Source organism: Pseudomonas sp. HN8-3 (genome assembly GCF_020790195.1).
GTDB lineage: Bacteria > Pseudomonadota > Gammaproteobacteria > Pseudomonadales > Pseudomonadaceae > Aquipseudomonas > Aquipseudomonas synxantha_A.
This window is the reverse complement of sequence record NZ_CP086206.1, coordinates 4668361-4692042: the sequence shown is the minus strand read 5'-3', so window position 1 is coordinate 4692042 and position 23682 is coordinate 4668361. Positions and strand designations below refer to the sequence as shown.

General features: G+C 61.2%; 16 protein-coding genes. 2 read left to right on the top strand and 14 right to left on the bottom strand.

All coding sequences use genetic code 11. The annotated features are described in order from the left end of the window. The first annotated feature begins 6 nt into the window (after positions 1 to 6). Complete coding sequence (locus LJX92_RS20855; RefSeq protein WP_032879718.1) at positions 7 to 468, top strand: SRPBCC family protein; 462 nt, start codon at positions 7 to 9, stop codon at positions 466 to 468. Positions 469 to 611: 143 nt separating this feature from the next. Here LJX92_RS20855 and LJX92_RS20850 read toward each other — a convergent pair whose 3' ends face one another. Beyond that, entirely contained in the window at positions 612 to 5567 is a 4956-nt protein-coding gene (locus tag LJX92_RS20850) for a hemagglutinin repeat-containing protein (RefSeq protein WP_228308894.1), read from the bottom strand. 106 nt (positions 5568 to 5673) lie between these two features. Then, positions 5674 to 7389, bottom strand: coding sequence for a ShlB/FhaC/HecB family hemolysin secretion/activation protein (locus LJX92_RS20845; protein ID WP_228308893.1), 1716 nt, complete (start codon positions 7387 to 7389; stop codon positions 5674 to 5676). A gap of 471 nt (positions 7390 to 7860) precedes the next feature. Here LJX92_RS20845 and nadA point away from each other — a divergent pair, with 471 nt between their 5' ends. After that, positions 7861 to 8919: a quinolinate synthase NadA gene (gene nadA, locus LJX92_RS20840; RefSeq protein ID WP_032879720.1), complete on the top strand. Its 1059-nt coding sequence runs from the start codon at positions 7861 to 7863 to the stop codon at positions 8917 to 8919. 123 nt (positions 8920 to 9042) lie between these two features. Here the strand turns inward: nadA and LJX92_RS20835 are convergent, their stop codons facing one another. The 12 genes from LJX92_RS20835 to arcD all read right to left on the bottom strand — a co-directional run bounded on the left by LJX92_RS20835 (position 9043) and on the right by arcD (position 23471). Continuing rightward, the gene (locus tag LJX92_RS20835) at positions 9043 to 9531 is read right to left on the bottom strand and encodes an RDD family protein (protein ID WP_005790850.1); all 489 of its coding nucleotides are present in this window, start codon (positions 9529 to 9531) and stop codon (positions 9043 to 9045) included. Between the two features lie 94 nt (positions 9532 to 9625). Continuing rightward, the gene (locus tag LJX92_RS20830) at positions 9626 to 9847 is read right to left on the bottom strand and encodes a cold-shock protein (protein WP_014719702.1); all 222 of its coding nucleotides are present in this window, start codon (positions 9845 to 9847) and stop codon (positions 9626 to 9628) included. A 392-nt stretch (positions 9848 to 10239) separates the two neighbouring features. Further along, positions 10240 to 11364, bottom strand: a complete 1125-nt coding sequence (gene gcvT / locus LJX92_RS20825) for a glycine cleavage system aminomethyltransferase GcvT (RefSeq protein ID WP_005790848.1) — start codon at positions 11362 to 11364, stop codon at positions 10240 to 10242. A gap of 39 nt (positions 11365 to 11403) precedes the next feature. After that, the gene (locus LJX92_RS20820; protein WP_005790847.1) at positions 11404 to 12780 is read right to left on the bottom strand and encodes an L-serine ammonia-lyase; all 1377 of its coding nucleotides are present in this window, start codon (positions 12778 to 12780) and stop codon (positions 11404 to 11406) included. A 159-nt stretch (positions 12781 to 12939) separates the two neighbouring features. Further along, positions 12940 to 15777, bottom strand: a complete 2838-nt coding sequence (gene gcvP / locus LJX92_RS20815; protein WP_032879721.1) for an aminomethyl-transferring glycine dehydrogenase — start codon at positions 15775 to 15777, stop codon at positions 12940 to 12942. Positions 15778 to 15787: 10 nt separating this feature from the next. Further along, the gene (gene gcvH, locus LJX92_RS20810; protein ID WP_032879722.1) at positions 15788 to 16171 is read right to left on the bottom strand and encodes a glycine cleavage system protein GcvH; all 384 of its coding nucleotides are present in this window, start codon (positions 16169 to 16171) and stop codon (positions 15788 to 15790) included. 411 nt (positions 16172 to 16582) lie between these two features. Then, the gene (locus tag LJX92_RS20805; protein ID WP_005790844.1) at positions 16583 to 18091 is read right to left on the bottom strand and encodes a sigma-54-dependent transcriptional regulator; all 1509 of its coding nucleotides are present in this window, start codon (positions 18089 to 18091) and stop codon (positions 16583 to 16585) included. A gap of 185 nt (positions 18092 to 18276) precedes the next feature. Then, entirely contained in the window at positions 18277 to 18639 is a 363-nt protein-coding gene (locus LJX92_RS20800) for a DUF5064 family protein (protein WP_005790842.1), read from the bottom strand. A gap of 18 nt (positions 18640 to 18657) precedes the next feature. Then, a complete protein-coding gene (gene arcC / locus LJX92_RS20795) occupies positions 18658 to 19587 on the bottom strand; it encodes a carbamate kinase (protein WP_005790840.1) in 930 nt (309 codons plus the stop codon). 151 nt (positions 19588 to 19738) lie between these two features. Then, on the bottom strand, positions 19739 to 20749 hold the full coding sequence (locus LJX92_RS20790) for an ornithine carbamoyltransferase (protein WP_005790837.1): 1011 nt from the start codon (positions 20747 to 20749) through the stop codon (positions 19739 to 19741). A gap of 12 nt (positions 20750 to 20761) precedes the next feature. Continuing rightward, positions 20762 to 22018: an arginine deiminase gene (arcA, locus tag LJX92_RS20785; protein ID WP_216092020.1), complete on the bottom strand. Its 1257-nt coding sequence runs from the start codon at positions 22016 to 22018 to the stop codon at positions 20762 to 20764. Between the two features lie 25 nt (positions 22019 to 22043). Then, a complete protein-coding gene (arcD, locus tag LJX92_RS20780) occupies positions 22044 to 23471 on the bottom strand; it encodes an arginine-ornithine antiporter (RefSeq protein ID WP_032879725.1) in 1428 nt (475 codons plus the stop codon). Between the last annotated feature and the right edge of the window lie 211 nt (positions 23472 to 23682).

The following is a 23682-nucleotide window of genomic DNA, read 5'->3' as shown; positions in this document are numbered from 1 at the left end:
TCTCTCATGCAACAACCCGATACCCTGGTCCGTAACCCGCTCGGCAACCCTGTAGTCGCCCGCGTCACCGTGAATGGCGATGCGCGCAGCGTGTGGAGTATCGTCGGAGATTTTGCGGGTTTCGCGAAATTCATTCCGGCGTTGTCCCATATCGAAATGACGGGCGAGGGCGTGCGTTCGGTCCGCAAGAAACTGTTCAAGGACGGCAATGTGGTGATTGAGCAACTCAACACCCGTGACGACCAAGCCATGACGATGACCTGGTCACTGATTTACACCTCACTGAATATCGGCAACCTGTGGGCGCTGATGGAAGTGGCGCCGCAAGGCCCTAACCAGAGCCTGGTGACCTGGACCATCATTGGCCAGCCCTGCACTGGCGGCAAGGTGGATCTGCCGGCGTTCGAAGCGTTCCTGCAAGGCTTTGCCGATGATGCGATGAAGAACCTGCAGGCGCTGTTCAACTGACATAGAACGAGCAGGCAGTGGCTGATTCCGTGGCGAGGGAGCTTGCTCCCGTTGGGGCGCGAAGCGGCCCTGAGAATAGGACTGCTGCGCAGTCCAGCGGGAGCAAGCTCCCTCGCCACAGAAGCATTCTGCTGTTTTAAGCGTTAGTTGACGGTCTGATCAATCCCCGCCTGCAAGGCCTGGCTCTCTCGATGGCCACCGGCGCGCAGAAGGCCCAGGTTCAAGGCTTGATCCTTGCGCGTAGCGTCGTCCTGTTTCTGGGTCAGTTCGTCCTTGGCCCCGAGTGCGAGGTTGACCGGTGATTTGGAGACATTCAGCCCGACATCGGCGCGGTAGTCGCTGCCTGCCAGTGTGGTTGCGGTGACCCTGGAACCGCCCAGCTCGACCTTGCCATGCTCGGCACTGATCCGCGCACCCGTGAGGCGCGTATCACCACCGACCTGCAGACTGACGCCCTGGCTGCCGCGAATGCCTGACGCCTGAGCGACGCTGTCCTTGATCACATGGCTGACGTCCAGGTTCAGGGTCGGGGTGTAGTTGGTGTTGCCACTCTTGTCACCGAACAACACGCTTTCAGCCGTATCGGCCACCTTGCTGCCGGTGGTGTTCTTGCCGCTGACAACGTAGCTGTCGCTGGTTTTTGGCCAGACCTTGTCCTTGAAGCCCGACAGGCGCGTGCCCAGCGCATCCTTCTTGTCTGCCAGGTAAGCCTTGGCCTTGTCCACGCGGGTGCCGAACGCGCCGCGGGGCTCGGGGTTCACGTCGTAACTGGCGCTGCGGGTGAGTTTTTCTTCCAGGCGTTCCTTGGCGTTGACCACGCTGTCGAGCACTTTGTCCTTGGCCGCAGCCAGGTGCCCGGTGCCCTTGTCGACCACGTTCTCCAATTTGTCGCGATGCTTGTCGAACGCGCCTTCGGCCTTGGCTTTTACGGTGTCCTTGAGCGGGCCGCTGGCCTTGGCGAGTTTATCGACCACGCCAGGCTGGTTTTTCTCGACATCCAGTTTGGCATCGACATGAACCTGGGTGCTGTTGACCTGGTCCTTGCGGCTTTCGACAACGAGGTCGCCGCCCACCTTGCCGCTCACCTGCTCGGCGTCGATGCGTGCGCCCGCCAGACGGGTATCGCCGGCACTGTTGATGACCACGGTATCGGCCTTGATCAGGCTGTCGTGCTGGGTGGTGCCTTGCACGTGATCCACATCGACCTTGGCCCGCGCATTGATGCCGCGTTGGGTCTTGGGTGTCTCGTGCTCACCGGCGTCGGCCAAGGTGGTCTTGCCCACACTGGCGCCCGCGCCCAGGGTCACGCCCCAGCTGTCATGAGCCAGGGTGGATTGTGCCGACTCCTGCAGGACGCCGCCGTTTTGTGCGTCGAGGTTGACGCTGGCCGCGCTGACCTGAGTACCCTGCAAGTGAATGGCATCGGCTGCATCGGCACCGCTGGCGAGGCTGACCTTGCCGTTGCTGTGCAGTTGCCCGACGACTACGCCCTGGTCATCTTCGGCCACCTTGCCGATGTTGAAATTGGCGCTGAGGTTGCCGGTCTTGCTGCTGCTTTCGGCGCTGCTGGTTTTGCCAGCGCCAAGGGTCAGGCCGCCGCCCAGGTTACTGCCGTTGCTGACGTGGCGGTGGGTGGCGGCTTGCAGGTCCAGCTTGCCGCCGGCATTGAGGCTGATATCGCCGGTCTTGGCGGTGCCGGAGCCGATCTGCGTACCTTGCAGGGTCATGTCGCCGCCGCTGCCGAGTTGGATCGGCCCGTTGCCCTGGAGCGTCGCGACGCGTGCCTGGCTGTCCTGGGTGTCGAGGCGCTGGTTATCCAATTGCACACCGGCACCGAGGTTGATGTTGGTGCCATTGGCGCCGGGCGCTGTGCCCACGGTCAATGACGCGTTACCGCGCAACGTGCTGCTGGTGTTGCTCTGGGTGTCGTTAGCCTGGTTGAGCGCCAACTCACCGCCGGTCTTGAGGTTGACGCCTGCCTGGCCGCCGTTGAACTGGCTGCCTTCATAACTTGCATCGCCCTTGGTCTGGAGGCTCACGCCCTGGGTGCCCGCGTAGCTGCCGACCACTGCCGTGCTGCTGGCTTGGCGTACATCACGGCTGCCGCCACTGCCGCTGCCGCGTACATTCACGTCCTCGCCGGTGGTGGTGTAGACCCGCACGCCGACCTTGGCGTCCACGCCTTGCTCGCTGCTGCTGTGGGTATTGGCTGCCGCCTTGGCGATATGCTCGCCGGCATTGATGGTCAGTCCGCCCTCGGTGGCGCGGTACTGCGTGCCCTCATCCTGCAACTTGCCGACGCTATCGACCTGCACCGTGGCGCCACTGAATTGGCTGACCACGGCGGTGTTGTCCTGTTGTGTGCGGGTGCTGTGGGTATGCCCGACTTCCACGTCCAGCCCGACATTGGGTTGTTCGAATGCATCCAGCAAACCCGGCTGATGGAACTTGGCCTGGGCCACGCCTTCAACAGCTTTTTCGATCGGGCGGGTAATGCCTTTGTATTCCACATTGGCGCCGACATCGGCGGTCCAGCCGTTTTGCTTGTGGGTACTGGTCTCGGTGGAATGGGCGGCCAGGTTGTCGATGTGGCCCGCGTTGACTCGCAGCTCGGTGCCGGCCTTGGCCTGGGCACCCTCGCTGGTGAAGGTGTTGCCAGCATTGATGGTCAGCTTGCCGGTCGCGGCCACGGTGCTGGTTTGCGCGGTAGTTTTTTCAGCGGTGTCGTGGCTGCTCTGGTGGCTGAACTGAGCACCATTGCCTGCCCGATCAATGCCGCCGGTGTAGTAGAAACTGCCGCCGGTGGTGGTCTTGTCGACGGCTTCGGTGCGCTGGTCATGGGCGGCCAACAGCTCGACGTTTTTGCCGCTCAGGCTTGCATCGCCTTTGGTTGCCTGGAGGTTGGAGCCGCTGATGCTGACGTCACCACCGGCGTTAATCGCCACACTGGCGCCGTTGATGCTTGAAGCCTGCTGTCGGGTGGTGTCGGTCTGGCGGGTTTGCTGCTGGTCTTCATAGCTCAGGCCCGCACGGTACTGGCGGCTGACACCTTCAGTTTCCTTGGCGTAGCCATCGAAGCCGCGGGTATGGGTACTGGTGGTGTCGTGGGCGGTGTTCTGCGCCGCAACGACCTTGATATCGCCCTTGGCATTCGCTTGCAGCTCACCCGCGGCAGACACCTGGGAGCCACTCACCGTGATGTCCTTGGCGCTTTGCAGCTTGAGGTTGCTGTCCGAGCGCAGGTTACTGGCAACCACGGTGCTGTCCTTGAGGTTCTTGCGGCTTTCATCCTTGGAGATGCCGAAGAACTTACTGTCGTTGCTGTAGCGGTTGTCGTGGGAGGTGTCTTGTACGCCGTCGATCACCAGCGAGCCTTTGTCGCTGATCACACTGGCCTGCTTGCCGCCTCGGGCCTGGCTGCCGCTGATGCGCACGTCGTCTGCCTGGACGATCAGCTTGCCGTCGGCATTCACCTTGCTGGCGGTGTTCAAGGTCTTGCCCTGGTTGCCGTCGCCGTTCTTGCCGAAGAAGCTGCCGCCGGTGAGGTCGCCTGCGTAGGTGTTGTCGCTGCTGCTTTGGGTGCGGCTGGCGCTGGTGATGTCCACTTGGCGGCCTGCCAATTGGATGTCCCCTGGGGTTTTCAGCTCGGCGCCCTGCAATTGCAGTTTCTGTTTACTGGTCAGCTCCAGCGTGTGGCCGGCCTTGAGGCTGCTGGTGATGCTGCGCTGTTCGCTGCTGGATTTGTCCCAGTTGGCTTTCCACAGGTGCTTGCGATGGTTGCCCTGGTCGCGGGTCTCATGGGTTTCGGTAGCGGCGGTCACCTGCAGGTCGGCGCCGCTGTTGACGCGCAAGGCGTGGCCCGCTTCGACGTGGCTGGCTTTGATGTCGGCCTTGGCGCCGGAAGACAATGCCGCGTCCTGTTGGGCGACGAGCGTGTTGCCGTGCTGGCGGGAATCCTTGTCGGTGGTGGTGCGGTCGTAGGTTTCGTAGGTGAACAGCAAGTTGCTGTTGTCCCACTGTTCACGCTTTTCCTGAAGCTTGCGGCTTTCCAGGCTGCTGAGGGTCAGGTTGCGCCCGGCATCCAGCTTGACGTTGCGCCCGCCTACGTCAGTGGCGGCCAGGTTCAAGTCCTTGGCGCTGTGCAAGTCGACGTCGCCCTGGCGGCTCTGCACCCCGGCGCGGGTGGCGTCGAGGCTGTTGGCGTGAACTTGGCCGCTGACATCGAGGTCACCGGCCGAGCTGATCTTTACACCGTCAGTGCCTTGCACCTGCACACCACCCACACGTACCCCGGCCCCTTCGGCGGTGCTGATGATATTGATGCGCCCGGCCTGCATCGCGCCGAACAGGCGTGCGTCGATGCGTTGCTCCTGGGCCTTGCCGGCCGGGTCGACCTGGCGTACTTCGCCGCTGGCGAAATCCACCTGGTTGCGACCGACCGTGAGGTTCAATTGATCACGGGCACTGAGGCGACCCTCGCTGTCGATGCGTGGCGCGATCAGCTTGATGGAGCCCTCGCGGTTGTGCAGGCCCTGGCCCTGGATCGTCAGTTGGCCGTTGGCATCGCGGGTGTTCAAGGCTTGCAGCTTGCCGTCGTTGAGTTCCGGACGGCCCACCACCAGGTTGGCGTTCGGGGTGTTGATGAAGCTGCCGCCATTGACCGAAATGCCGTTGGGGTTGGCCAGCACATAATCGGCGGCCTGGCCGAAAATCTCCTGGGCGCCGTTGAGGGCCGAGGCATTGCGGCTGATCACTTCGTTGAGGATCACGCTCGCCGCCTGGCCCTGGAACTGCGGGTTGGCCGCCAGTTGCCCGGCCAGTTGGGATTGGCCGGCCTGCAAGGCGTTGTTCAACACCAGGCCCTGGCGGTCGACGTTGTAGTCCAGAAACTGGTTGTGGGACAGGCCGCCGGCATTCGGCGCGACAATGTTGACGATGGGCACACCGCCCTGGTCTTGCAGTTGCGGCGTGCCGCCGGGGCCTGTGACGACGGTCACGCCGCCAGCCAGTACCAACTGTGGCAGCAGAAACAGGCTGGCAATGGCCCAGCGCAGTTTGCCCTGGGGAGAAAGGTGAAAGCTGTGTGAAGTAGTCGGCATAAATAATTTCGCTCTGTGTTGGCTGATCCGCGACGTGCGTTGTTCGTTGCAACGCTGCTGTGGTGGTCAGGTACGGCGGTTGTCTCAGGCTAAAAACAGCGGTGGTTCATATTTGCAGGCTCAGGCGTGTCAGCCAGACCTCCGGCTCCTGGCGAAAGCCTGTGGGGGTGTTGAGGTTGCGTTGGTAATCGATGTCCAGTTGCACGTTCTTCCAGCTCAGGTTGAGCCCAGCACTGGCACCGCTCAGGCGTTGGCTCTGGGCGCCGTGTTCGTGCTTGACCCACGCATTGTCCAGGCCCAGGCGCGGGGTGAGCTTCACCGGCAAGCCCGTGTTGAGCGGCAGGCGCAAGGTGTTGCGCCATACCGCACCCATGGCGCCGGAGCTGCTGTTTTCGCGGTAGCCACGCACGGCCGAGTCATCGGTGATCAGCAGTTGTTCGATGGCAGGCAATGCATCCTCGCTGTACTGCACCGACAGCTGGCTTTGCCACTGCCATGGCTGCGCCGACCATTGGCCGTTGCGCCATTGGGTGAGGTTGGCGCGGTACTTGTGGAACTGTGCCTTGGGGTGTTTTTTTTGCACCTGGTCGGCATCCCGATCGGCGCCGAACCACGTCAGGCCCTGGGCGTAATTGACGTCCAGGTTCCATACCGCACTATTGAGCCAGAACAGGTTGAGGCCCGCTTCGGCCACCGTCAGCGTCGGGCTCTGAATGTCCAGACGGACCTTTTGCAGGTAACTGTCGACGTCCTTGTAGGCCAGTTGCAGGTTGGCGCTCAGTTGGTGGCTCTGGTCGCGCCACAGCACGCGGTCGCTGCGCAGGCTGAGCTGATCGGTGCGGCCACTGTTGTAAAGCGTCGTGCGGCTGAGCTTGAACGGTGAGCGGTATTCGGCATGGCTGGCGAACAGGCTGTAGGTCCAGTAACCGTAAGGGATGGAATAGAACAGGCTGTGGCTGCGGCTGTAGCGTGGCCCATGGTTGAGCGTGTCACTGAAGCTCAGGTTGAGCGAGTCGTTGATTTGCAACGGGCTGTCCAGGCTCACGCTGATGGCGTTGCGATCACGCCCGGTGCCGGCGCTGCCGAGGTTATCCACCCCAAGCCCGAGCGCCCAGCGCGAGGCACTGCTGCGCGAGCGCAGGATGATGCGTGAGGCGCCGGGTGTGCTGCCGGGGGCGATGTCGGCGGTCAGGTCCACCGAGCGCAGGCGGTTGAGCTGGTCCAGGCCCTGCTCCAGGTCGCGCAGGTTCAGTGGTTTGCCGAGCATCCCGGGGAATGCCCCGCCCAGCGCCACCGGCAGGCTCTGATCGGCCAACTCGATGGCCTCCAGGTAGCCTTCTTCGACATGAATATCCAACGGCTGCCCGGCGGCCGGCGCACTGATCAGGTACGGGCGGCTGGCGATGTAACCGGCCTCGACGTACAGCTGGGTAATCTGCGCCAGCAGGCGGTTGATCTGCGTGACACCCATGCACGGGGCCACGTAGGGTTCGATGTGTTTGTCCAGCTCGCTGCGGGTGAACAGCGTAACTCCGGCCAGACGCGTACCGCTCAGGGGCCAGCAACCTTCATCCTTGGCAGTCTCTTTTGGCATGGCCGGCGTGGCCGGTTGCGTGCCGAAACTGCCGCGCTGCATTTGGCGCTGGCGTTGCTCCAATTGTAATTGCTGCAAATCGCGCTGCTGTTGCTGCTGCAAGCGCAGGGCTTCCTGGCCGGGCTGTGGGCCATCGGCGGCAGCCACCGGCAGCGCCCACAGGCAGAGCAGGGCGATGCCCAGTTTCCGGGTACAACACAGGTGTGCGGTTGAGAGCTGATGTGGCACTCGACTTCCTTAAACGTAGAAATACACGCGATGCATCCGCCCGAGCCAAATAGTGAACTCAGCGGGACTTGCCACACTTGAGTGAGTGGTAGACGGTTTGTTACATCTCTGTAGGATTTATCACACAATACGTAAGAAAGGTCGCGTAATTAAGTGCTTTTATGCACATTTTTGGTGCGGACTGAGGTGTGCAGGCCCGTCATTCCTGCGCTTAAAGGCGTGTAAGTGGCAGAGGGATGGTTTGGATTGTTGTCAAGACTTCGCCTAATCGGCTGGGCCCGATCAAGGGACGGCAGCTTGCCTCGTTGCCAGATTAGGCTTTTGAATCCATTGGATATTCTGTAGCCTTGCGCAGCTTCAGCTTTACCCGTGCTTGATGAACAAAAACACTTCGTCCGGCGGCGCCCGAAGGGCTCCCGAGCCGGTGGTACACTCGACTTTCGCGCTACTGCGCCTGCAGGTCTTGCGAACATGACGCACATTTCCGAACGCCTACTGGTTCAAGCCCACCTCGACGCCAAACAGCCCAAGGTTCTCAGCGTTGCTGAAGAGGCAAGCTTGCGTACTGCCATCGCCGCCGAGCTCAAGGCTCAGGACGCGGTGCTGGTCGCCCACTTTTATTGCGACCCGGTGATTCAGGCCCTGGCCGAAGAAACCGGCGGCTGTGTTTCCGACTCCCTGGAAATGGCCCGCTTCGGCGCTGCCCACCCAGCCAAGACCGTGCTGGTGGCCGGTGTGCGATTCATGGGGGAGACCGCCAAGATCCTCACCCCGGAAAAACGCATCCTGATGCCTACCCTGGAAGCGACGTGCTCCCTGGACCTGGGGTGCCCGGTGGATGAGTTTTCCGCATTTTGTGATCAGCATCCCGAGCGCACCGTGGTGGTGTACGCCAACACCTCGGCCGCGGTCAAAGCCCGTGCCGATTGGGTGGTGACCTCCAGCTGCGCACTGGAAATCGTCGAGAGCCTGATGGACAACGGCGAGACCATTATCTGGGGCCCTGACAAACACCTGGGCACCTACATCCAGCGCCAGACCGGCGCCGACATGCTGCTGTGGGACGGTGCCTGCATCGTGCACGAAGAGTTCAAGTCCAAGCAGCTGGAAGACATGAAGGCGCTGTACCCGGATGCGGCGATCCTGGTGCATCCGGAGTCACCGACTTCGGTGATCGAATTGGCGGACGCGGTGGGTTCCACCAGCCAACTGATCGCTGCGGCGCAACGCTTGCCGAACAAGACCTTTATCGTGGCGACTGATCGCGGCATCTTCTACAAGATGCAACAGCTGTGTCCGGACAAGGTCTTCATCGAAGCACCCACCGCCGGCAACGGCGCCGCGTGCCGCAGCTGCGCGCACTGCCCGTGGATGGCGATGAATACGCTGGAGCGTACATTGCAGTGTTTGCGTGAGGGCAGTAACGAGATTTTCGTCGAGCCGTCGGTGATTCCGCAGGCGGTGCGGCCGCTCAAGCGGATGTTGGACTTCACCCAGGCTGCGCGGTTGAAGCTGGCCGGCAACGCCTGAACACAAATCAAAATGTGGGAGCTGGCTTGCCTGCGATAGCGGAGTAACAGTCACAGGTGTTTGGCTGCAAGACCGCTATCGCAGGCAAGCCAGCTCCCACAGTTGATCGGCGATGTGCTTGAGTTACTTCTTTTGCTTCGGGATCCGCACCAGCTGCGTATCCGAATAGATGTCATGCCAACTGCGTTTGTGTTTATCGAACAACGACCAGATAAACCCCAACCCCACGCACAACCACGACGCAATCGACACCACAAAACGCAGTAACGCCTGCCACAGGCTGATCCGCGAGCCGTCGGCGTTTTGCACGCGTACGCCCCACACCTGCATGCCCAGGGTTTGCCCCGAATGGGTCCAGAACTTGGCGAAGAAACCAAACAGCACAAACAACAGGATCGTCGACAACAACGGGTCACCGTCCAGCGCGCCGGACTCGGTGAGTGTGCGCATCTTCGCTTCGCCGATGAAGGCGATCCACACCAGCTTGTAGATGAACGCCGTGACGATCAGCAGGGCGGTGCACAACAGGAAGTCATAGAACATCGCTGCCAGGCGGCGGCCCAGGCCAACGGCGGGGAATTCGCCCTGGGGGCTCAACAGGGGTTTGGACATGGCAGGGCTCTCTGGAGAAAGCACGCAGTTTACGCAATGGCGCCCATAAAAAAGCCCCTGATGTCATATCAGGGGCTTTTTGTCGCAGCAAGGATCAGCCTTCTGCTTGAACTTCGTCAGCTTGCAGGCCTTTCTGGCCCTGAACTGAAACGAAGGTGACCTTCTGGCCTTCCTTCAGGCTCTTGAAGCCATTGCCCTGAATAGCGCGGAAATGCACGAACAGATCCGGGCCGCTTTCAGGAGTGATAAAACCAAAACCTTTTTCGTCGTTGAACCACTTGACGGTACCGCTCTGACGTCCACCTTTATCCGACATTTTCTTCTTTCCTTTGACGCTAAAAATTAATGACAGCCCCTTTCACACGAAAGAGTACTGGGCTGGGTTGCAGGAAAGTTAAGAGACGTCGAACGGGTTGTAGCAACTACTTCAGCTACTGCCCAGGTCCAGGTTCCAAGCGACCCATGCAAACACAGTGAGCAAACTCTACGCCAACTAATATGAAAAAAACAAGCCCTGCGCAAGGCCCCGTTTTTACTGGGGTGCATGACACTTTGTTGAATGCTGAGCAGCTGACTTATTCGATAGAGTAGTTCACTTGTTATAGGGCTATTCCTATAAAATGACTATCGCAAATGCACTGTTTTATGGCGGTTGCGTTACAGTTTAGTGCACGTTAACGCAACCGCGTTACTTATGGAAACAATCCGTCAGCCGCGATAGTAACGTTGCGGCACAAATGGCATTTTACTTACACGTAGTGGCACCTTTTTCCCACGCACCAACGCAGACACTTCGGTATCCAGCGCAGTGAAGGCCGTGTCCAGGTAACCCATGGCCAGCGGGCCCCCCAGGCTCGGGCCAAAACCGCCGCTGCACACGGTGCCGATCACGGTGCCGTGTTCGTCGACAATCTCTGCACCTTCACGCACCGGGGTGCGCTCCTGAGGCAGCAGGCCCACGCGCTTGCGGCTGACGCCAGCTTGTTGCTGAGTGAAGATCCGGTCGGCGCCGGGGAAAGCGCCGGCACGCGGGCCATCGGCACGCCGGGCCTTGGAGATCGCCCACAACAGGCTGGCTTCGATCGGGGTGGTGTCGGTGTTCATGTCGTGGCCGTACAGGCACAGGCCGGCTTCCAGGCGCAGCGAATCGCGGGCGCCCAGGCCGATAGCCTGTACTTCGGCTTCGGCCAGCAGGCTGCGTGCGAGGCTTTCGGCATTTTCAGCCGGCACGGAGATTTCGAAGCCGTCTTCACCGGTATAGCCGGAGCGGCTGACATAGCAGTCCACGCCCAGCAAACGCAGGGTGGCGAATTGCATAAAGGTCATCCGGGTGACTTCAGGTGCCAACCGCGCCAGCACCTTCACCGCAGCCGGGCCTTGCAGGGCCAGCAGGGCGCGTTCTTCGAACAGCGGTTCGATGGTGCATTGGTCGCCGATGTGTTGACGCAGGTGTGCCAGGTCCTGGTCCTTGCAGGCGGCATTGACCACCAGGAACAGTTCGTCGTTGCCCAGGTTGGCCACCATCAAGTCGTCGAGGATGCCGCCTTGCTCGTTGGTGAACATGGCGTAGCGCTGCATGCCCACCGGCAGGTCGATGATGTCGACCGGCACCAGGGTTTCCAGGGCCTTGGCGGCATTGGCACCGGTCAGGCGGATCTGGCCCATGTGCGACACGTCGAACAACCCGGCCTGATCACGGGTGTGCTGGTGTTCCTTCATCACACCCAGCGGGTACTGCACCGGCATGTCGTAGCCGGCGAAGGGCACCATGCGTGCGCCCAGTTCGAGGTGCAGGGCGTGCAGAGGGGTTTTCAACAGGGTTTCGGTGGACATATTCAGCTCCTGAAAAACGTGCCGACGCGCTTGTGGGCGTCAGCACTCGATAATGTTGACCGCCAAACCGCCACGGGCGGTTTCCTTGTATTTGCTTTTCATATCGGCGCCGGTCTGGCGCATGGTGCGGATGACCTTGTCGAGGGACACAAAGTGCTGGCCGTCGCCGCGCAGGGCCATGCGCACGGCATTGATCGCCTTCACCGAGCCCATGGCATTGCGCTCGATGCACGGCACCTGCACCAGCCCGCCAATCGGGTCGCAGGTCAGGCCGAGGTTGTGTTCCATGCCGATCTCGGCGGCGTTTTCCACTTGGGACACGCTGCCGCCCAGCACTTCGCACAGGGCGCCCGCGGCCATGGAACAGGCCACGCCCACTTCACCCTGGCAGCCGACTTCGGCGCCCGAGATCGAGGCGTTTTCCTTGTACAGGATGCCGATGGCGGCGGCGGTGAGCAGGAAGCGCACCACGCCGTCTTCGTTAGCGCCCGGGATAAAGCGCATGTAGTAATGCAGCACCGCCGGCACGATCCCCGCTGCACCGTTGGTGGGCGCGGTGACCACGCGCCCGCCATTGGCATTTTCTTCGTTGACCGCCAGGGCGTAGAGGTTGACCCAGTCCAACACCGACAGCGGGTCGCGCAGGGCGGACTCGGGGTTCTTGCACAACTGCCTGTGCAGCGCCGCCGCCCGGCGCTTGACCTTCAAGCCTCCGGGCAAGATGCCTTCGTTGCGACAGCCGGCGTCGACGCAGTCCTGCATGACCTGCCAGATTTTCAACAGGCCGCTGCGGGTTTCGGCTTCAGGGCGCCAGGCGCTTTCATTGGTCAGCATCACCTGGCTGATAGACAGGCCATAGGTGGTGCAATGGCCGAGCAGGTCCTTGGCGTGCTTGAACGGGAAGGTCAAGGGCGTGGCGTCTTCGACGATCCGGTCGGCGCCGGCAGCGTCTTCATCCACCACAAACCCACCACCGACCGAGTAGTACTCGCGGCTGCGAATCTGGATACCGGCGGCGTCAAAGGCGCGGAAGATCATGCCGTTGGGATGATAGGCGAGGGGTTTGCGAATCATCGCCAGGTGTTCTTTCTCGTTGAACGCAATGCTGTGTTCACCGAGCAGGTTGAGGCGCCCGTCACTGCGCATCTGCGCCAGGCGGGCAGCTACGGTTTCGGTATTGACGGTGTCCGGGTGTTCGCCTTCCAGGCCCAGCAGTACGGCCTTGTCGCTGCCGTGGCCTTTGCCGGTGGCGCCGAGCGAGCCATAGAGTTCCACTTTGATGCCGGTGGTGGCGCTCAGCAGGTTGTCACGCTTGAGGCCCTCGACGAATCGAGCCGCCGCACGCATCGGGCCGACGGTGTGGGAGCTGGAGGGGCCGATGCCAATCTTGAACAGGTCGAACACGCTAAGGGACATGGTTGTTCTCCGGTTTCTTATTATTCTTGAGGCCGTACTCGGTCAAGTGTGGGAGGGGGCTTGCTCCCGATGGCGGTGCGTCAGTCACCAGATCTAATAACTGACCCTCCGCTATCGGGAGCAAGCCCCCTCCCACATTTAGACTGAGTACCTCTTCAGTTATGCATAGCTCTCGATCGACGGGCACGCACACACCAGGTTGCGATCGCCAAACACGTTGTCGACCCGGCCAACCGGTGGCCAGTATTTGCCTTCGATCAATGACGGCACCGGGTACACCGCTTGTTCGCGGGTGTATGGATGCGTCCACTCGCTCACCAATTCAGCCGCGGTGTGTGGTGCGTTTTTCAGCGGGTTGTCGTCCTTGTCCAACGTGCCGTTTTCCACTGCACGGATCTCTTCGCGGATGGCGATCATGGCATCGCAGAAGCGGTCCAGTTCTTCCTTGGATTCACTTTCGGTCGGCTCGATCATCAAGGTGCCGGCCACCGGGAACGACATGGTCGGCGCATGGAAACCAAAATCGATCAGGCGCTTGGCCACGTCGTCCACACTGATGCCGCTGCTGTCTTTCAACGGACGCAGGTCGAGGATGCATTCGTGGGCCACCAGGCCGTTGCTCCCGGTATAGAGCACGGGGTAATGCTCTTCGAGGCGACGGGAAATGTAGTTGGCATTCAGGATCGCCAACTGCGACGCGCGCTTGAGGCCGGCGCCGCCCATCATGCTGATGTACATCCAGGTGATCGGCAAAATGCTCGCGCTGCCGAACGGTGCGGCGCATACCGCGCCTTCCTTGCGTTCCATGGCCGCGTGGCCGGGCAGGAACGGCGTGAGGTGCGACTTGACGCCAATCGGGCCAACACCCGGGCCGCCACCGCCATGGGGGATGCAGAAGGTCTTGTGCAGGTTCAGGTGGGACACGTCGCCGCCGAACTTGCCCGGTGCGCAGAGGCCGACCATGGCGTTCATGTTGGCGCCGTCGATGTACACCTGGCCGCCGTTGTCGTGGATGATCCCGCAGATTTCGCGGATGCCTTCCTCGAACACACCGTGAGTGGACGGGTAGGTGATCATCAGCGCGGCGAGGTGCTCACGGTGTTCGATGGCCTTGGCGCGCAGGTCTTCGATGTCCACGTTGCCGCGCGCATCGCAAGCGGTCACCACTACGCGCATACCGGCCATGTTGGCGGTGGCGGGGTTGGTGCCGTGGGCCGACGACGGGATCAGGCAGATGTCGCGACGTTCTTCGCCACGGCTCTGGTGATAGGCGCGGATGGCCAGGAGGCCTGCGTATTCACCCTGGGAACCAGCGTTGGGCTGCAAGGAGATCGCATCGTAGCCGGTGGCCGCGCAGAGCATGGCTTCCAGTTCGGTGGTCAGTTGCAGGTAGCCGGCGCTTTGCGCGGCGGGGGCGAAAGGGTGCAGGGCACCGAACTCGGCCCAGGTCACCGGGATCATTTCGCTGGCGGCGTTGAGTTTCATGGTGCACGAGCCCAGCGGGATCATGGTGCGGTCCAGGGCCAGGTCCTTGTCGGCCAGCTTGCGCAGGTAGCGCATCAGCTCGGTTTCCGAGTGATAACGGTTGAACACCGGGTGGCTGAGGATCGGCGACTGGCGCAGCAGGGCGCTCGGCAGGGTGCTTTGGGTTGCAGCAAAGGCCGGCAGGGTTTTGCCGTCGGCGAAGATGGCCCACAAGGCCTGGATATCAGCCTGGGTGGTGGTTTCGTCGACCGACAGGCCAACACGCTCGGCGTCCACGACGCGCAGGTTGATGCGCTGGGCGCGGGCCTTGTCATGCAGGGCGGCGGTGTGGGTGCCGGTGTTGATTGTCAGGGTGTCGAAGAAGTGTTGCTGCTCGACTTTCAAGCCCAGGGCCGTCAAGCCCTTGGCCAGGATCGCGGTCAGTTGGTGAATGCGCTGGGCGATCTGGGTCAGGCCCTTGGGGCCGTGGTACACGGCGTACATGCTGGCGATGTTGGCGAGCAGCACTTGGGCGGTGCAGATGTTGCTGGTGGCTTTCTCGCGGCGGATATGTTGCTCGCGGGTCTGCATCGCCAGGCGCAGGGCCGGCTTGCCGAAGCGGTCGACGGAAACACCGACCAGGCGCCCTGGCATATCACGCTTGAATGCATCCTTGGTGGAGAAGTACGCCGCGTGCGGGCCACCGAAGCCCAGCGGCACGCCGAAGCGTTGTGCGCTGCCAATGGCGACGTCGGCGCCGAATTCACCCGGCGGGGTCAGCAGGGTCAGGGCCAGCAGGTCGGCGGCCACGGCTACCAGTGCGTTGGCGGCGTGGAAGCGCTCGGTCAGTTCGCGGTAGTCGAATACATCGCCGTTGCTGGCCGGGTATTGCAGCAGGGCGCCAAAGAACGCGCTGACATCGGTCAACTCGCGCTCATCGCCGACCACCACCTCGATGCCCAAGGGTTCGGCACGGGTGCGCAATACGTCGAGGGTTTGCGGGTGGCTGTGCACCGAGGCGAAGAACGCGTTGCTGCCTTTGTTCTTGCTCAGGCGCTTGCAGAAGGTCATGGCTTCGGCGGCGGCGGTGGCTTCGTCGAGCAGGGAGGCGTTGGCGATCGGCAGGCCGGTAAGGTCGCTGATCAGGGTCTGGAAATTGAGCAGCGCTTCCAGGCGGCCCTGGGATATCTCGGGTTGATATGGCGTGTAAGCGGTGTACCAGGCCGGGTTTTCCAGCAGGTTGCGCAGGATCGGCGACGGTGTATGGCAGTTGTAGTAGCCCTGGCCGATGTAGGTTTTGAACAGTTGGTTCTGCCCGGCAATGGCCTTGATCTTCGCCAGGGCCTCGGCTTCGCTCAAGCCGTCTTCCAGGCCGAGCACGCTGGTGCCCTTGATGCTTTCCGGGATCACGCTGGCGCTGAGGGCTTCGAGGGAATCAAAGCCCAGGCTGGCGAGCATTTGCTGCTCATCTTCCTGACGCGGGCCGATGTGGCGGGCGATGAATTCGTTGGCGGTGGTCAGATTAACGGTCATGGCGCGCTCCTCAAGCTTCAGCGTTGGCTTTGATCAGGCGGTCGTACGCATCCTGATCCAACAGCTTAGCCACTGCCTCGGCGTCGGCGGGTTTAAAGCGGAAGAACCAGCCTTCGCCCATCGGGTCTTCGTTGACCAGTTCCGGGCTGCCATCGAGTTTGTCGTTAACTTCCAGCACTTCACCGTCCAGCGGCATGTAGACGCCGCTGGCGGCTTTGACCGATTCCACGGTGGAGGCTTCGGCGCCCTTGTCGTAAGCCTGCAACTCCGGCAGTTGCACGAAAACCACATCACCCAGCGCGTTCTGCGCAAAAGCGGTGATACCCACGGTGACGCTGCCATCGGCTTCGGCGCGCAGCCATTCGTGATCTTCAGTGAAACGCAACTCGCTCATGGAAACTCCTCAGGGCCAGAATCGTCTGGTGGACGGGATTGGAATAATGGGGAGTTGCTTAGCAATATTGCGGCCAAGGTTATTAATTCGTTATAAATCAACAGGTTAATAAAATCGGTTATGACGTTAGTGCATTTGGCTGTAGCGATTTCGCTACAGTCGAGTGCTTGAAAAAAAGCCTATGTGGATCAAAGCCTTGCATGGCGCGTAAAAAACAGGGTTGTAGCGATATCGTTACGCTGTAGCGCTTTCAGTACACGGAATGTCGTTCTCAGACCAAAACTCGGAATACATTTCAAAATCTGGGAGGGGGCTTGCTCCCGATAGCGGTGTATCAGTCAAAGATTTATTGCTGACACACCGCTATCGGGAGCAAGCCCCCTCCCACATTTGTTTGTATTCCAACTTGAGTCAGGGTTTGTTGGGGATGCCGTATTTGCGCAAGCGATGGGCAATCGCCGTGTGGGAAGTCTGCAACCGGCTGGCCAGTTGGCGCGTCGAGGGGTAGCTGGCGTAGAGCTTTTCCAGCAGATCGCGCTCGAAGTCTTCCACCGCCTGTTCCAGGCTGTCGACTTCGCCATCGCTCTGGCGCGCCACCGACGTACCGGCGATGTCCAGGTCGCCGATGTCTACCAGGCTGCCCTCGCAGATGGCGGCGGCGCGGAAGATCACGTTTTGCAGCTGGCGCACATTCCCCGGCCAGCGGTTGCCCAGCAGCGCCGGGTAAGTGCCGGGGGCCAGGCGGCAGACCGGGCGCTGGATCTGCGCGCAGGCTTGCTGCATGAAATAGCGGGCCAGCAGCAGGATGTCCTGGCCGCGTTCGCGCAGCGGCGGCACTTCAACGTTAAGCACGTTGAGGCGGTAGAACAGGTCTTCGCGGAAGGTGCCTTCGCTGACCATTTTTTCCAGATCGCGGTGGGTAGCGCTGAGGATGCGCACATTGACCTTCACCTCACGGTCACCGCCCACCCGGCGAAAGCTGCCGTCGTTGAGAAAACGCAGCAACTTGGCTTGCAGGTACGGCGACATCTCGCCGATCTCATCGAGAAACACCGTGCCCTGGTTCGCCAGTTCCATCAGCCCTGGCTTGCCACCGCGCTGGGCGCCGGTAAAGGCGCCCGGGGCGTAACCGAACAACTCGCTTTCGGCGAGGTTTTCCGGCAGCGCCGCGCAGTTCAACGCCAAAAATGGTGCACTGTGGCGCGTGCTGATCGCGTGGCAGGCTCGGGCCACCAGCTCCTTGCCGGTGCCGGTTTCGCCCTGGATCAGCAGTGGTGCATCCAGCGCCGCCACCCGTTGTGCCCGTGCCTTGAGGGTGCGGATCGCCGGGGATTCGCCCAGCAGCGCATCAAAACCTTCGGCATGGTCGTGGTGCAGCGCCGATAGCTGTTCGCCGATGCGGTTGGGCTGGTAGAGGGTGAGCAGGGCTCCGGCGTCGGTGATCGGCGTGGCGTCCAGCAGCAGGGTCTGGCCATTGACGCTGATCTCGCGCAACGGCAAGCGAAAGCCATGCTCCAGCAAGGTCTCCAGCAGCGCAGGGTCGTTGAACAGCTCGGCGATGCTTTCGCCGGCCGGTTCGCGCCCGTACAGCGCGATTAATGCCGGGTTGGCCAGCAAAATCTTGCCCGCGCTGTCCAGGGCCAGCACCGGGTCGGTCATGGCTGCCAGCAGGGCGTCCAGTTGCAGGTGGCGGCGTTGGCCCGGAAGGATGTCGACCACCTTCACCGCTTGCACGCCGTGCACGCTGAACAACGCATCGCGCAGTTCTTCAAGCACCTCGGCGCTGAGGGTGGGTGCGTCGATATAGACGTTGGGCGGCACCATCTCCACCGCATCCAGGTTGAGATTGCGCCCACCGAGCAAGGCCAGGACTTCCTGGGTGATGCCGACGCGGTCGATGAAGCTGACGTGGATACGCATGGGGTGCTAGCAATTCTGGAGAGCAGAGGCGGCAAGTATGCCTTGGCGCGGGGCGCAGGTGAAATCTGACAAATGATGGAGATCAAAATGTGGGAGGGGGCTTGCTCCCGATATAGTTGGATCAGCCAATCAACCTGTGGCTGACACACTGCTATCGGGAGCAAGCCCCCTCCCACATTTTGAACTTACTCCAGGTGTTCGGGTTTGACCGGGTCGCCTGGCTTCACATCCAACTGATGCCGCACGTCCTCAAACATCAAGTCGTACTGCTTGTGCATCGAGCCGTTCAACACCGCGACTTTCGGCATGCCGTATTTCTGCGCAATGTTCATCGCATGCCGCGCAAAGTCGAATGCCTGGTCCTTGGGCAGGAAGAACTCCTCCTTGAGGTCCTTGCCCTGCACCGAACCGTGCAGTTTGAATAACATGCCTTTGCCTTCCTTGGGGTCCTGGCTGACTTCATAGTCGATGCACAGGTTGTAGCTGTAGTCGTCCTTGTTGAGCGCGTGACGTTCGACGTGCAAGTGACCGGGTTCAAAGATAGCCATAGGCGTTTCTCCTCTACTTCACAGATAGGTGATGCCAGGTGTGGCCGTGCTGATGCGGGTGCCGGCGCTGCCCTGGACGATGGCTTCGATGTCCGAGAGTGAACCGATCACCGCGGTTTTGCCAGTCTGGCGGGCGAACTCGCAGGCTGCCTGTACCTTGGGGCCCATGGAGCCCGCGGCGAAGCCGAGTTTTTCCATGTCGTCCGGGTGGGCCTGGCCGATGGCCTTCTGGGTTGGCTTGCCGAAGTCGATAAAAGCGGCATTGACGTCGGTGGCGATTACCAGCAGGTCGGCGTCCAGTTGCGCGGCCAGCAAGGAGGAGCACAGGTCTTTGTCGATCACCGCTTCAATGCCGCGCAGCTTGCCGTCTTCGCCATACATCGTCGGGATGCCGCCGCCGCCGGCGCAGATCACGATGGCTTTTTTCTCCAGCAGCCACTTGATCGGGCGGATTTCAAAGATGCGTTTAGGGCGCGGGCTGGCAACCACACGGCGGTATTTGTCGCCATCGGGTGCGATGGCCCAGCCTTTTTCGGCGGCGAGTTGTTCCGCCTCGGCTTTGGCATACACCGGGCCGATAGGCTTGGTGGGGTTCTGGAAGGCCGGGTCCTTGGCGTCCACTTCCACCTGGGTGAGCAGGGTGGCGAACGGCACTTCAAAGTCCAGCAGGTTGCCCAGTTCCTGTTCGATGATGTAGCCGATCATGCCTTCGGTTTCAGCGCCCAGTACGTCCAGCGGGTAGGGTGAGACGCTGGTGTAGGCCGCCGCCTGCAACGACAGCAGGCCGACTTGCGGGCCATTGCCGTGGGCGATCACCAGTTCGTTGCCGGCGTGGATCTTGGCGATCTGTTCGGTAGCGATGCGGATATTGGCGCGTTGGTTGTCCGCGGTCATGGGTTCACCACGGCGCAGGAGGGCGTTGCCGCCCAGGGCTACGACGATGCGCATAATGCAATCCTTTTAGGGTGTGAGCAGAGCCCAATGTGGGAGGGGGCTTGCTCCCGATGGCGGCAGGACAGTCAATCTATCTATAGCTGAGCCACCGCTATCGGGAGCAAGCCCCCTCCCACATTTTTGAACCCTGTTCCGACAGTGAGAGTTAGATATCCGCCAACGCCGACACCAGGATCGCCTTGATGGTATGCATGCGGTTTTCCGCCTGCTCAAACGCGATATTGGCCGGCGACTCGAAGACTTCCTCGGTCACTTCCACACCATTGGCCAGATGCGGATAGCGCGCAGCGATGTCCTTGCCGACCTTGGTTTCGCTGTTATGGAACGCCGGCAAGCAGTGCATGAATTTCACCCGGGGGTTGCCCGAGGCTTTCATCATCTTCGCGTTGACCTGGTACGGCAGCAGTTGCTCGATACGCTCGTCCCACGCTTCCACCGGCTCGCCCATGGACACCCAGATATCGGTGTGGATGAAGTCCACGCCCTTCACTGCTTCTTTCGGGTCTTCGGTGATGGTGATGCGCGCGCCGCTTTCCTCGGCAAAGGCCTGGCACTGTTTGATGAAATCTTCATGGGGCCACAGCGCTTTCGGCGCGCCGATGCGCACGTCCATGCCGAGCTTGGCGCCGATCATCAGCAGCGAGTTGCCCATGTTGTAGCGGGCGTCCCCCAGGTAGGCGTAGCTGATGTCATGCAGCGGCTTGTCGCTGTGTTCGCGCATGGTCAGGGTGTCGGCGATCATTTGGGTCGGGTGGAATTCGGCGGTGAGGCCGTTGAACACCGGCACACCGGCGAACTTGGCCAGCTCTTCGACGATTTCCTGTTCAAAGCCACGGTACTCGATGGCATCGAACATCCGGCCCAGGACGCGGGCGGTGTCTTTCATGCTTTCTTTGTGGCCGATCTGCGACGACACCGGGTCGATATAGGTGACGTGGGCGCCCTGGTCATGGGCCGCGACTTCGAAGGCGCAGCGGGTGCGGGTCGAGGTTTTTTCGAAGATCAACGCGATGTTCTTGCCTTGCAGGTGCGGACGCTCGGTGCCGGTGTATTTGGCGCGTTTGAGGTCGCGGGACAGGTCCAGCAGGTAGTTCAGTTCGCGAGTAGTGTGGTGCATCAGCGACAGCAGGCTGCGGTTGCGCATATTGAAAGCCATGATGGAATCTCCTTAATAGTCGATAGGGTCGCGGATGATCGGGCAGGTCATGCAGTGGCCGCCGCCACGGCCACGGCCGAGCTCACCGGCGCTGATGGTGATGACTTCCACACCGGCCTTGCGCAGCAAGGTGTTGGTGTAGGTGTTGCGGTCGTAACCGATCACCACGCCGGGTTCCACGGCCACTACGTTGTTGCCGTCATCCCACTGCTCGCGTTCGGCGGCGAAGCTGTTGCCGCCGGTCTCGACCACGCGCAGGGCCTTGAGGTTGAGCGCTGCGGCGACGGTTTCGAGGAAGTTGGTTTTCTCCCGTTGAATGTCGATACCGTGAGGCTTGCTTTCGTCAGGGCGCAGGGTGAACGGCACGATCTGGTTGACCACTTCCGGGAAGACGGTGACCAGGTCGCGGTCGCAGAAGCTGAACACGGTGTCCAGGTGCATCGCTGCGCGGGATTTGGGCAGGCCGGCCACGATGACGCGCTCCACCGCTTTGTTCTTGAACAGGTTGCGCGCCAGTTGGCCGATGGCTTGGTGGGACGAGCGCTCGCCCATGCCGATTAACACCACGCCATTGCCAATCGGCATCACGTCGCCGCCTTCCAGTGTGGCAGCGCCGTGCTCCTGGTCGGGGTCGCCGTACCAGATCTGGAAGTCCGCGTTGGTGAATTCCGGGTGGAACTTGTAGATGGCGGAGGCCAGCAGGGTTTCCTGGCGTCGCGCCGGCCAGTACATCGGGTTGAGCGTTACACCGCCGTAGATCCAGCAGGTGGTGTCGCGGGTGAACTGGGTGTTGGGCAGCGGCGGCAGGATGAAGCTGGCGTGGCCGAGGAAGTCGCGGAACATCTCGATGGTCTTGCCACCAAAGCTGCTCGGCAGGTCATCGGCCGATACGCCACCGATCAAATACTCGCTGATCTTGCGCGGCTCCAGGCTACGCAGCCACGAGCCGACTTCGTCGACCAGGCCCAGGCCCACGGTGTTGGCGGTGATCTTGCGTTGCAGGATCCAGTCCAGCGCTTCGGGGATGGCGACGATATCGGTGAGCAGGTTGTGCATTTCCAGCACATCAATATCCCGCTCGCGCATCTTGGTCACGAAGTCGAAGTGGTCGCGTTTGGCCTGGGCCACCCACAGCACGTCATCGAACAGCAGCTCGTCGCAGTTGTTGGGGGTCAGCCGCTGGTGGGCCAAACCTGGGGAGCACACCATGACTTTGCGCAGTTTGCCGGCTTCGGAATGTACGCCGTACTTAACTTTTTCCGTGGTCATTACAGATCCTCCAGTGAACATACAATTACAGAGTCAGGAAGCCGTCGTAGAGCCCATAGGCCGCCACCAGGGCGCCAATGACCACTGCGGCGAAAATCAGCTTCTCGACGTTGGTGAAAATCGGTTTGCCCAGTTCACGCTTGGCCTTGGCGAACAGGATCGCGCCGGGGGCGTAGAGCAGGGCGGAGAGCAGCAGGTACTTGGTGCCGCCGGCATAGAGCAGCCAGATCGCGTAGATCAGGGCGACGGCGCCGATGAACAGGTCTTTCTTGCGCTCCTTGAGCGCGTTTTCGTAGGTCTCGCCGCGCACCGCCAGCAGCAGGGCGTAGGCCGCTGACCACAGGTAAGGCACCAGGATCATCGAGGTGGCGAGGTAGATCAGCGACAGGTAGGTGCTCGCGGAAAACAGGGTGATCACCAGGAATATCTGAACCATCGCGTTGGTCAGCCACAGGGCATTGACCGGCACATGGTTGGCGTTTTCCTTGCGCAAGAACTCCGGCATGGTGTGGTCCTTGGCGGCGGCAAACATGATCTCCGCACACAGCAGCACCCACGACAGCAACGCGCCCAGCAGCGAGATGATCAAGCCGACGCTGATCAGCACCGCACCCCAGTGGCCCACCACATGCTCAAGCACGGCAGCCATCGACGGGTTCTGCAACTTGGCCAGTTCCGGTTGGGTCATGATCCCCAAAGACAGCACGTTCACCAGCATCAGGAACAGCAGCACGGTGATAAAACCGATCACGGTGGCCTTGCCCACGTCGCTGCGTTTCTCGGCACGCGAGGAAAAGATGCTCGCGCCTTCGATGCCGATGAACACCCACACAGTGACCAGCATCATGTTGCGCACCTGGTTCATCACGCTGCCCAGGTCAGGGTTTTTTACCCCCCAGATGTCTGCGGTGAAGATGTCCAGCTTGAACGCGAATAGGGCGATGAGCACGAACAGCAGCAGCGGCACCACCTTGGCAACGGTGGTCACCAGGTTGATGAACGCTGCTTCCTTGATGCCGCGCAGCACCAGAAAGTGCACCGCCCACAGCAGTACCGAGGCACCTATCACCGCCGCTGGCGTGTTGCCTTCGCCAAAGATCGGGAAGAAGTAACCCAGGGTGCTGAACAAGAGTACGAAGTACCCGACGTTGCCCAGCCAGGCACTGATCCAGTAACCCCAGGCCGATGAGAACCCCATGTAATCGCCAAAACCGGCCTTGGCGTAGGCGTACACCCCGCCGTCGAGATCGGGCTTGCGGTTGGCAAGGGTCTGGAACACGAATGCGAGGGTCAACATGCCGATGGCGGTGATCACCCAACCAATCAACACGGCGCCTACGTCGGCACTGGCGGCCATGTTTTGCGGGAGTGAAAAGATCCCGCCGCCAATCATTGAGCCCACGACAAGTGCAACCAGCGCACCAAGCCTAAGTTTTCCGGGAGAATCAGACATTGCGTGACTCCAATGCAGGAGAAGAGAGATCACAGAATAATTCCGTGCGCTAATAAAACAGCTGACTCAGATCAGTTCATTGGCACATTCCATTGTGAATTAACGACTTAGGGTGGCAGTTGCGGGGCGACACGGCCTGTGCAAAGGCGCTCGCTAGAGCGGTCTCCTACAATGTGGTTAATCATTTGGTCCGGGGCATGGGTGTTGACGC

What these genes read in the sequence shown, in the direction of transcription:
- LJX92_RS20855 (WP_032879718.1), top strand. Translation starts at nt 7, where the DNA reads ATGCAACAACCCGATACCCTGGTCCGTAACCCGCTCGGCAACCCTGTA.
- LJX92_RS20850 (WP_228308894.1), bottom strand. Translation starts at nt 5,567, where the DNA reads ATGCCGACTACTTCACACAGCTTTCACCTTTCTCCCCAGGGCAAACTG.
- nadA (WP_032879720.1), top strand. Translation starts at nt 7,861, where the DNA reads ATGACGCACATTTCCGAACGCCTACTGGTTCAAGCCCACCTCGACGCC.
- LJX92_RS20835 (WP_005790850.1), bottom strand. Translation starts at nt 9,531, where the DNA reads ATGTCCAAACCCCTGTTGAGCCCCCAGGGCGAATTCCCCGCCGTTGGC.
- LJX92_RS20830 (WP_014719702.1), bottom strand. Translation starts at nt 9,847, where the DNA reads ATGTCGGATAAAGGTGGACGTCAGAGCGGTACCGTCAAGTGGTTCAAC.
- gcvT (WP_005790848.1), bottom strand. Translation starts at nt 11,364, where the DNA reads ATGTCCACCGAAACCCTGTTGAAAACCCCTCTGCACGCCCTGCACCTC.
- LJX92_RS20820 (WP_005790847.1), bottom strand. Translation starts at nt 12,780, where the DNA reads ATGTCCCTTAGCGTGTTCGACCTGTTCAAGATTGGCATCGGCCCCTCC.
- gcvP (WP_032879721.1), bottom strand. Translation starts at nt 15,777, where the DNA reads ATGACCGTTAATCTGACCACCGCCAACGAATTCATCGCCCGCCACATC.
- gcvH (WP_032879722.1), bottom strand. Translation starts at nt 16,171, where the DNA reads ATGAGCGAGTTGCGTTTCACTGAAGATCACGAATGGCTGCGCGCCGAA.
- LJX92_RS20805 (WP_005790844.1), bottom strand. Translation starts at nt 18,091, where the DNA reads ATGCGTATCCACGTCAGCTTCATCGACCGCGTCGGCATCACCCAGGAA.
- LJX92_RS20800 (WP_005790842.1), bottom strand. Translation starts at nt 18,639, where the DNA reads ATGGCTATCTTTGAACCCGGTCACTTGCACGTCGAACGTCACGCGCTC.
- arcC (WP_005790840.1), bottom strand. Translation starts at nt 19,587, where the DNA reads ATGCGCATCGTCGTAGCCCTGGGCGGCAACGCCCTCCTGCGCCGTGGT.
- LJX92_RS20790 (WP_005790837.1), bottom strand. Translation starts at nt 20,749, where the DNA reads ATGGCTTTCAATATGCGCAACCGCAGCCTGCTGTCGCTGATGCACCAC.
- arcA (WP_216092020.1), bottom strand. Translation starts at nt 22,018, where the DNA reads ATGACCACGGAAAAAGTTAAGTACGGCGTACATTCCGAAGCCGGCAAA.
- arcD (WP_032879725.1), bottom strand. Translation starts at nt 23,471, where the DNA reads ATGTCTGATTCTCCCGGAAAACTTAGGCTTGGTGCGCTGGTTGCACTT.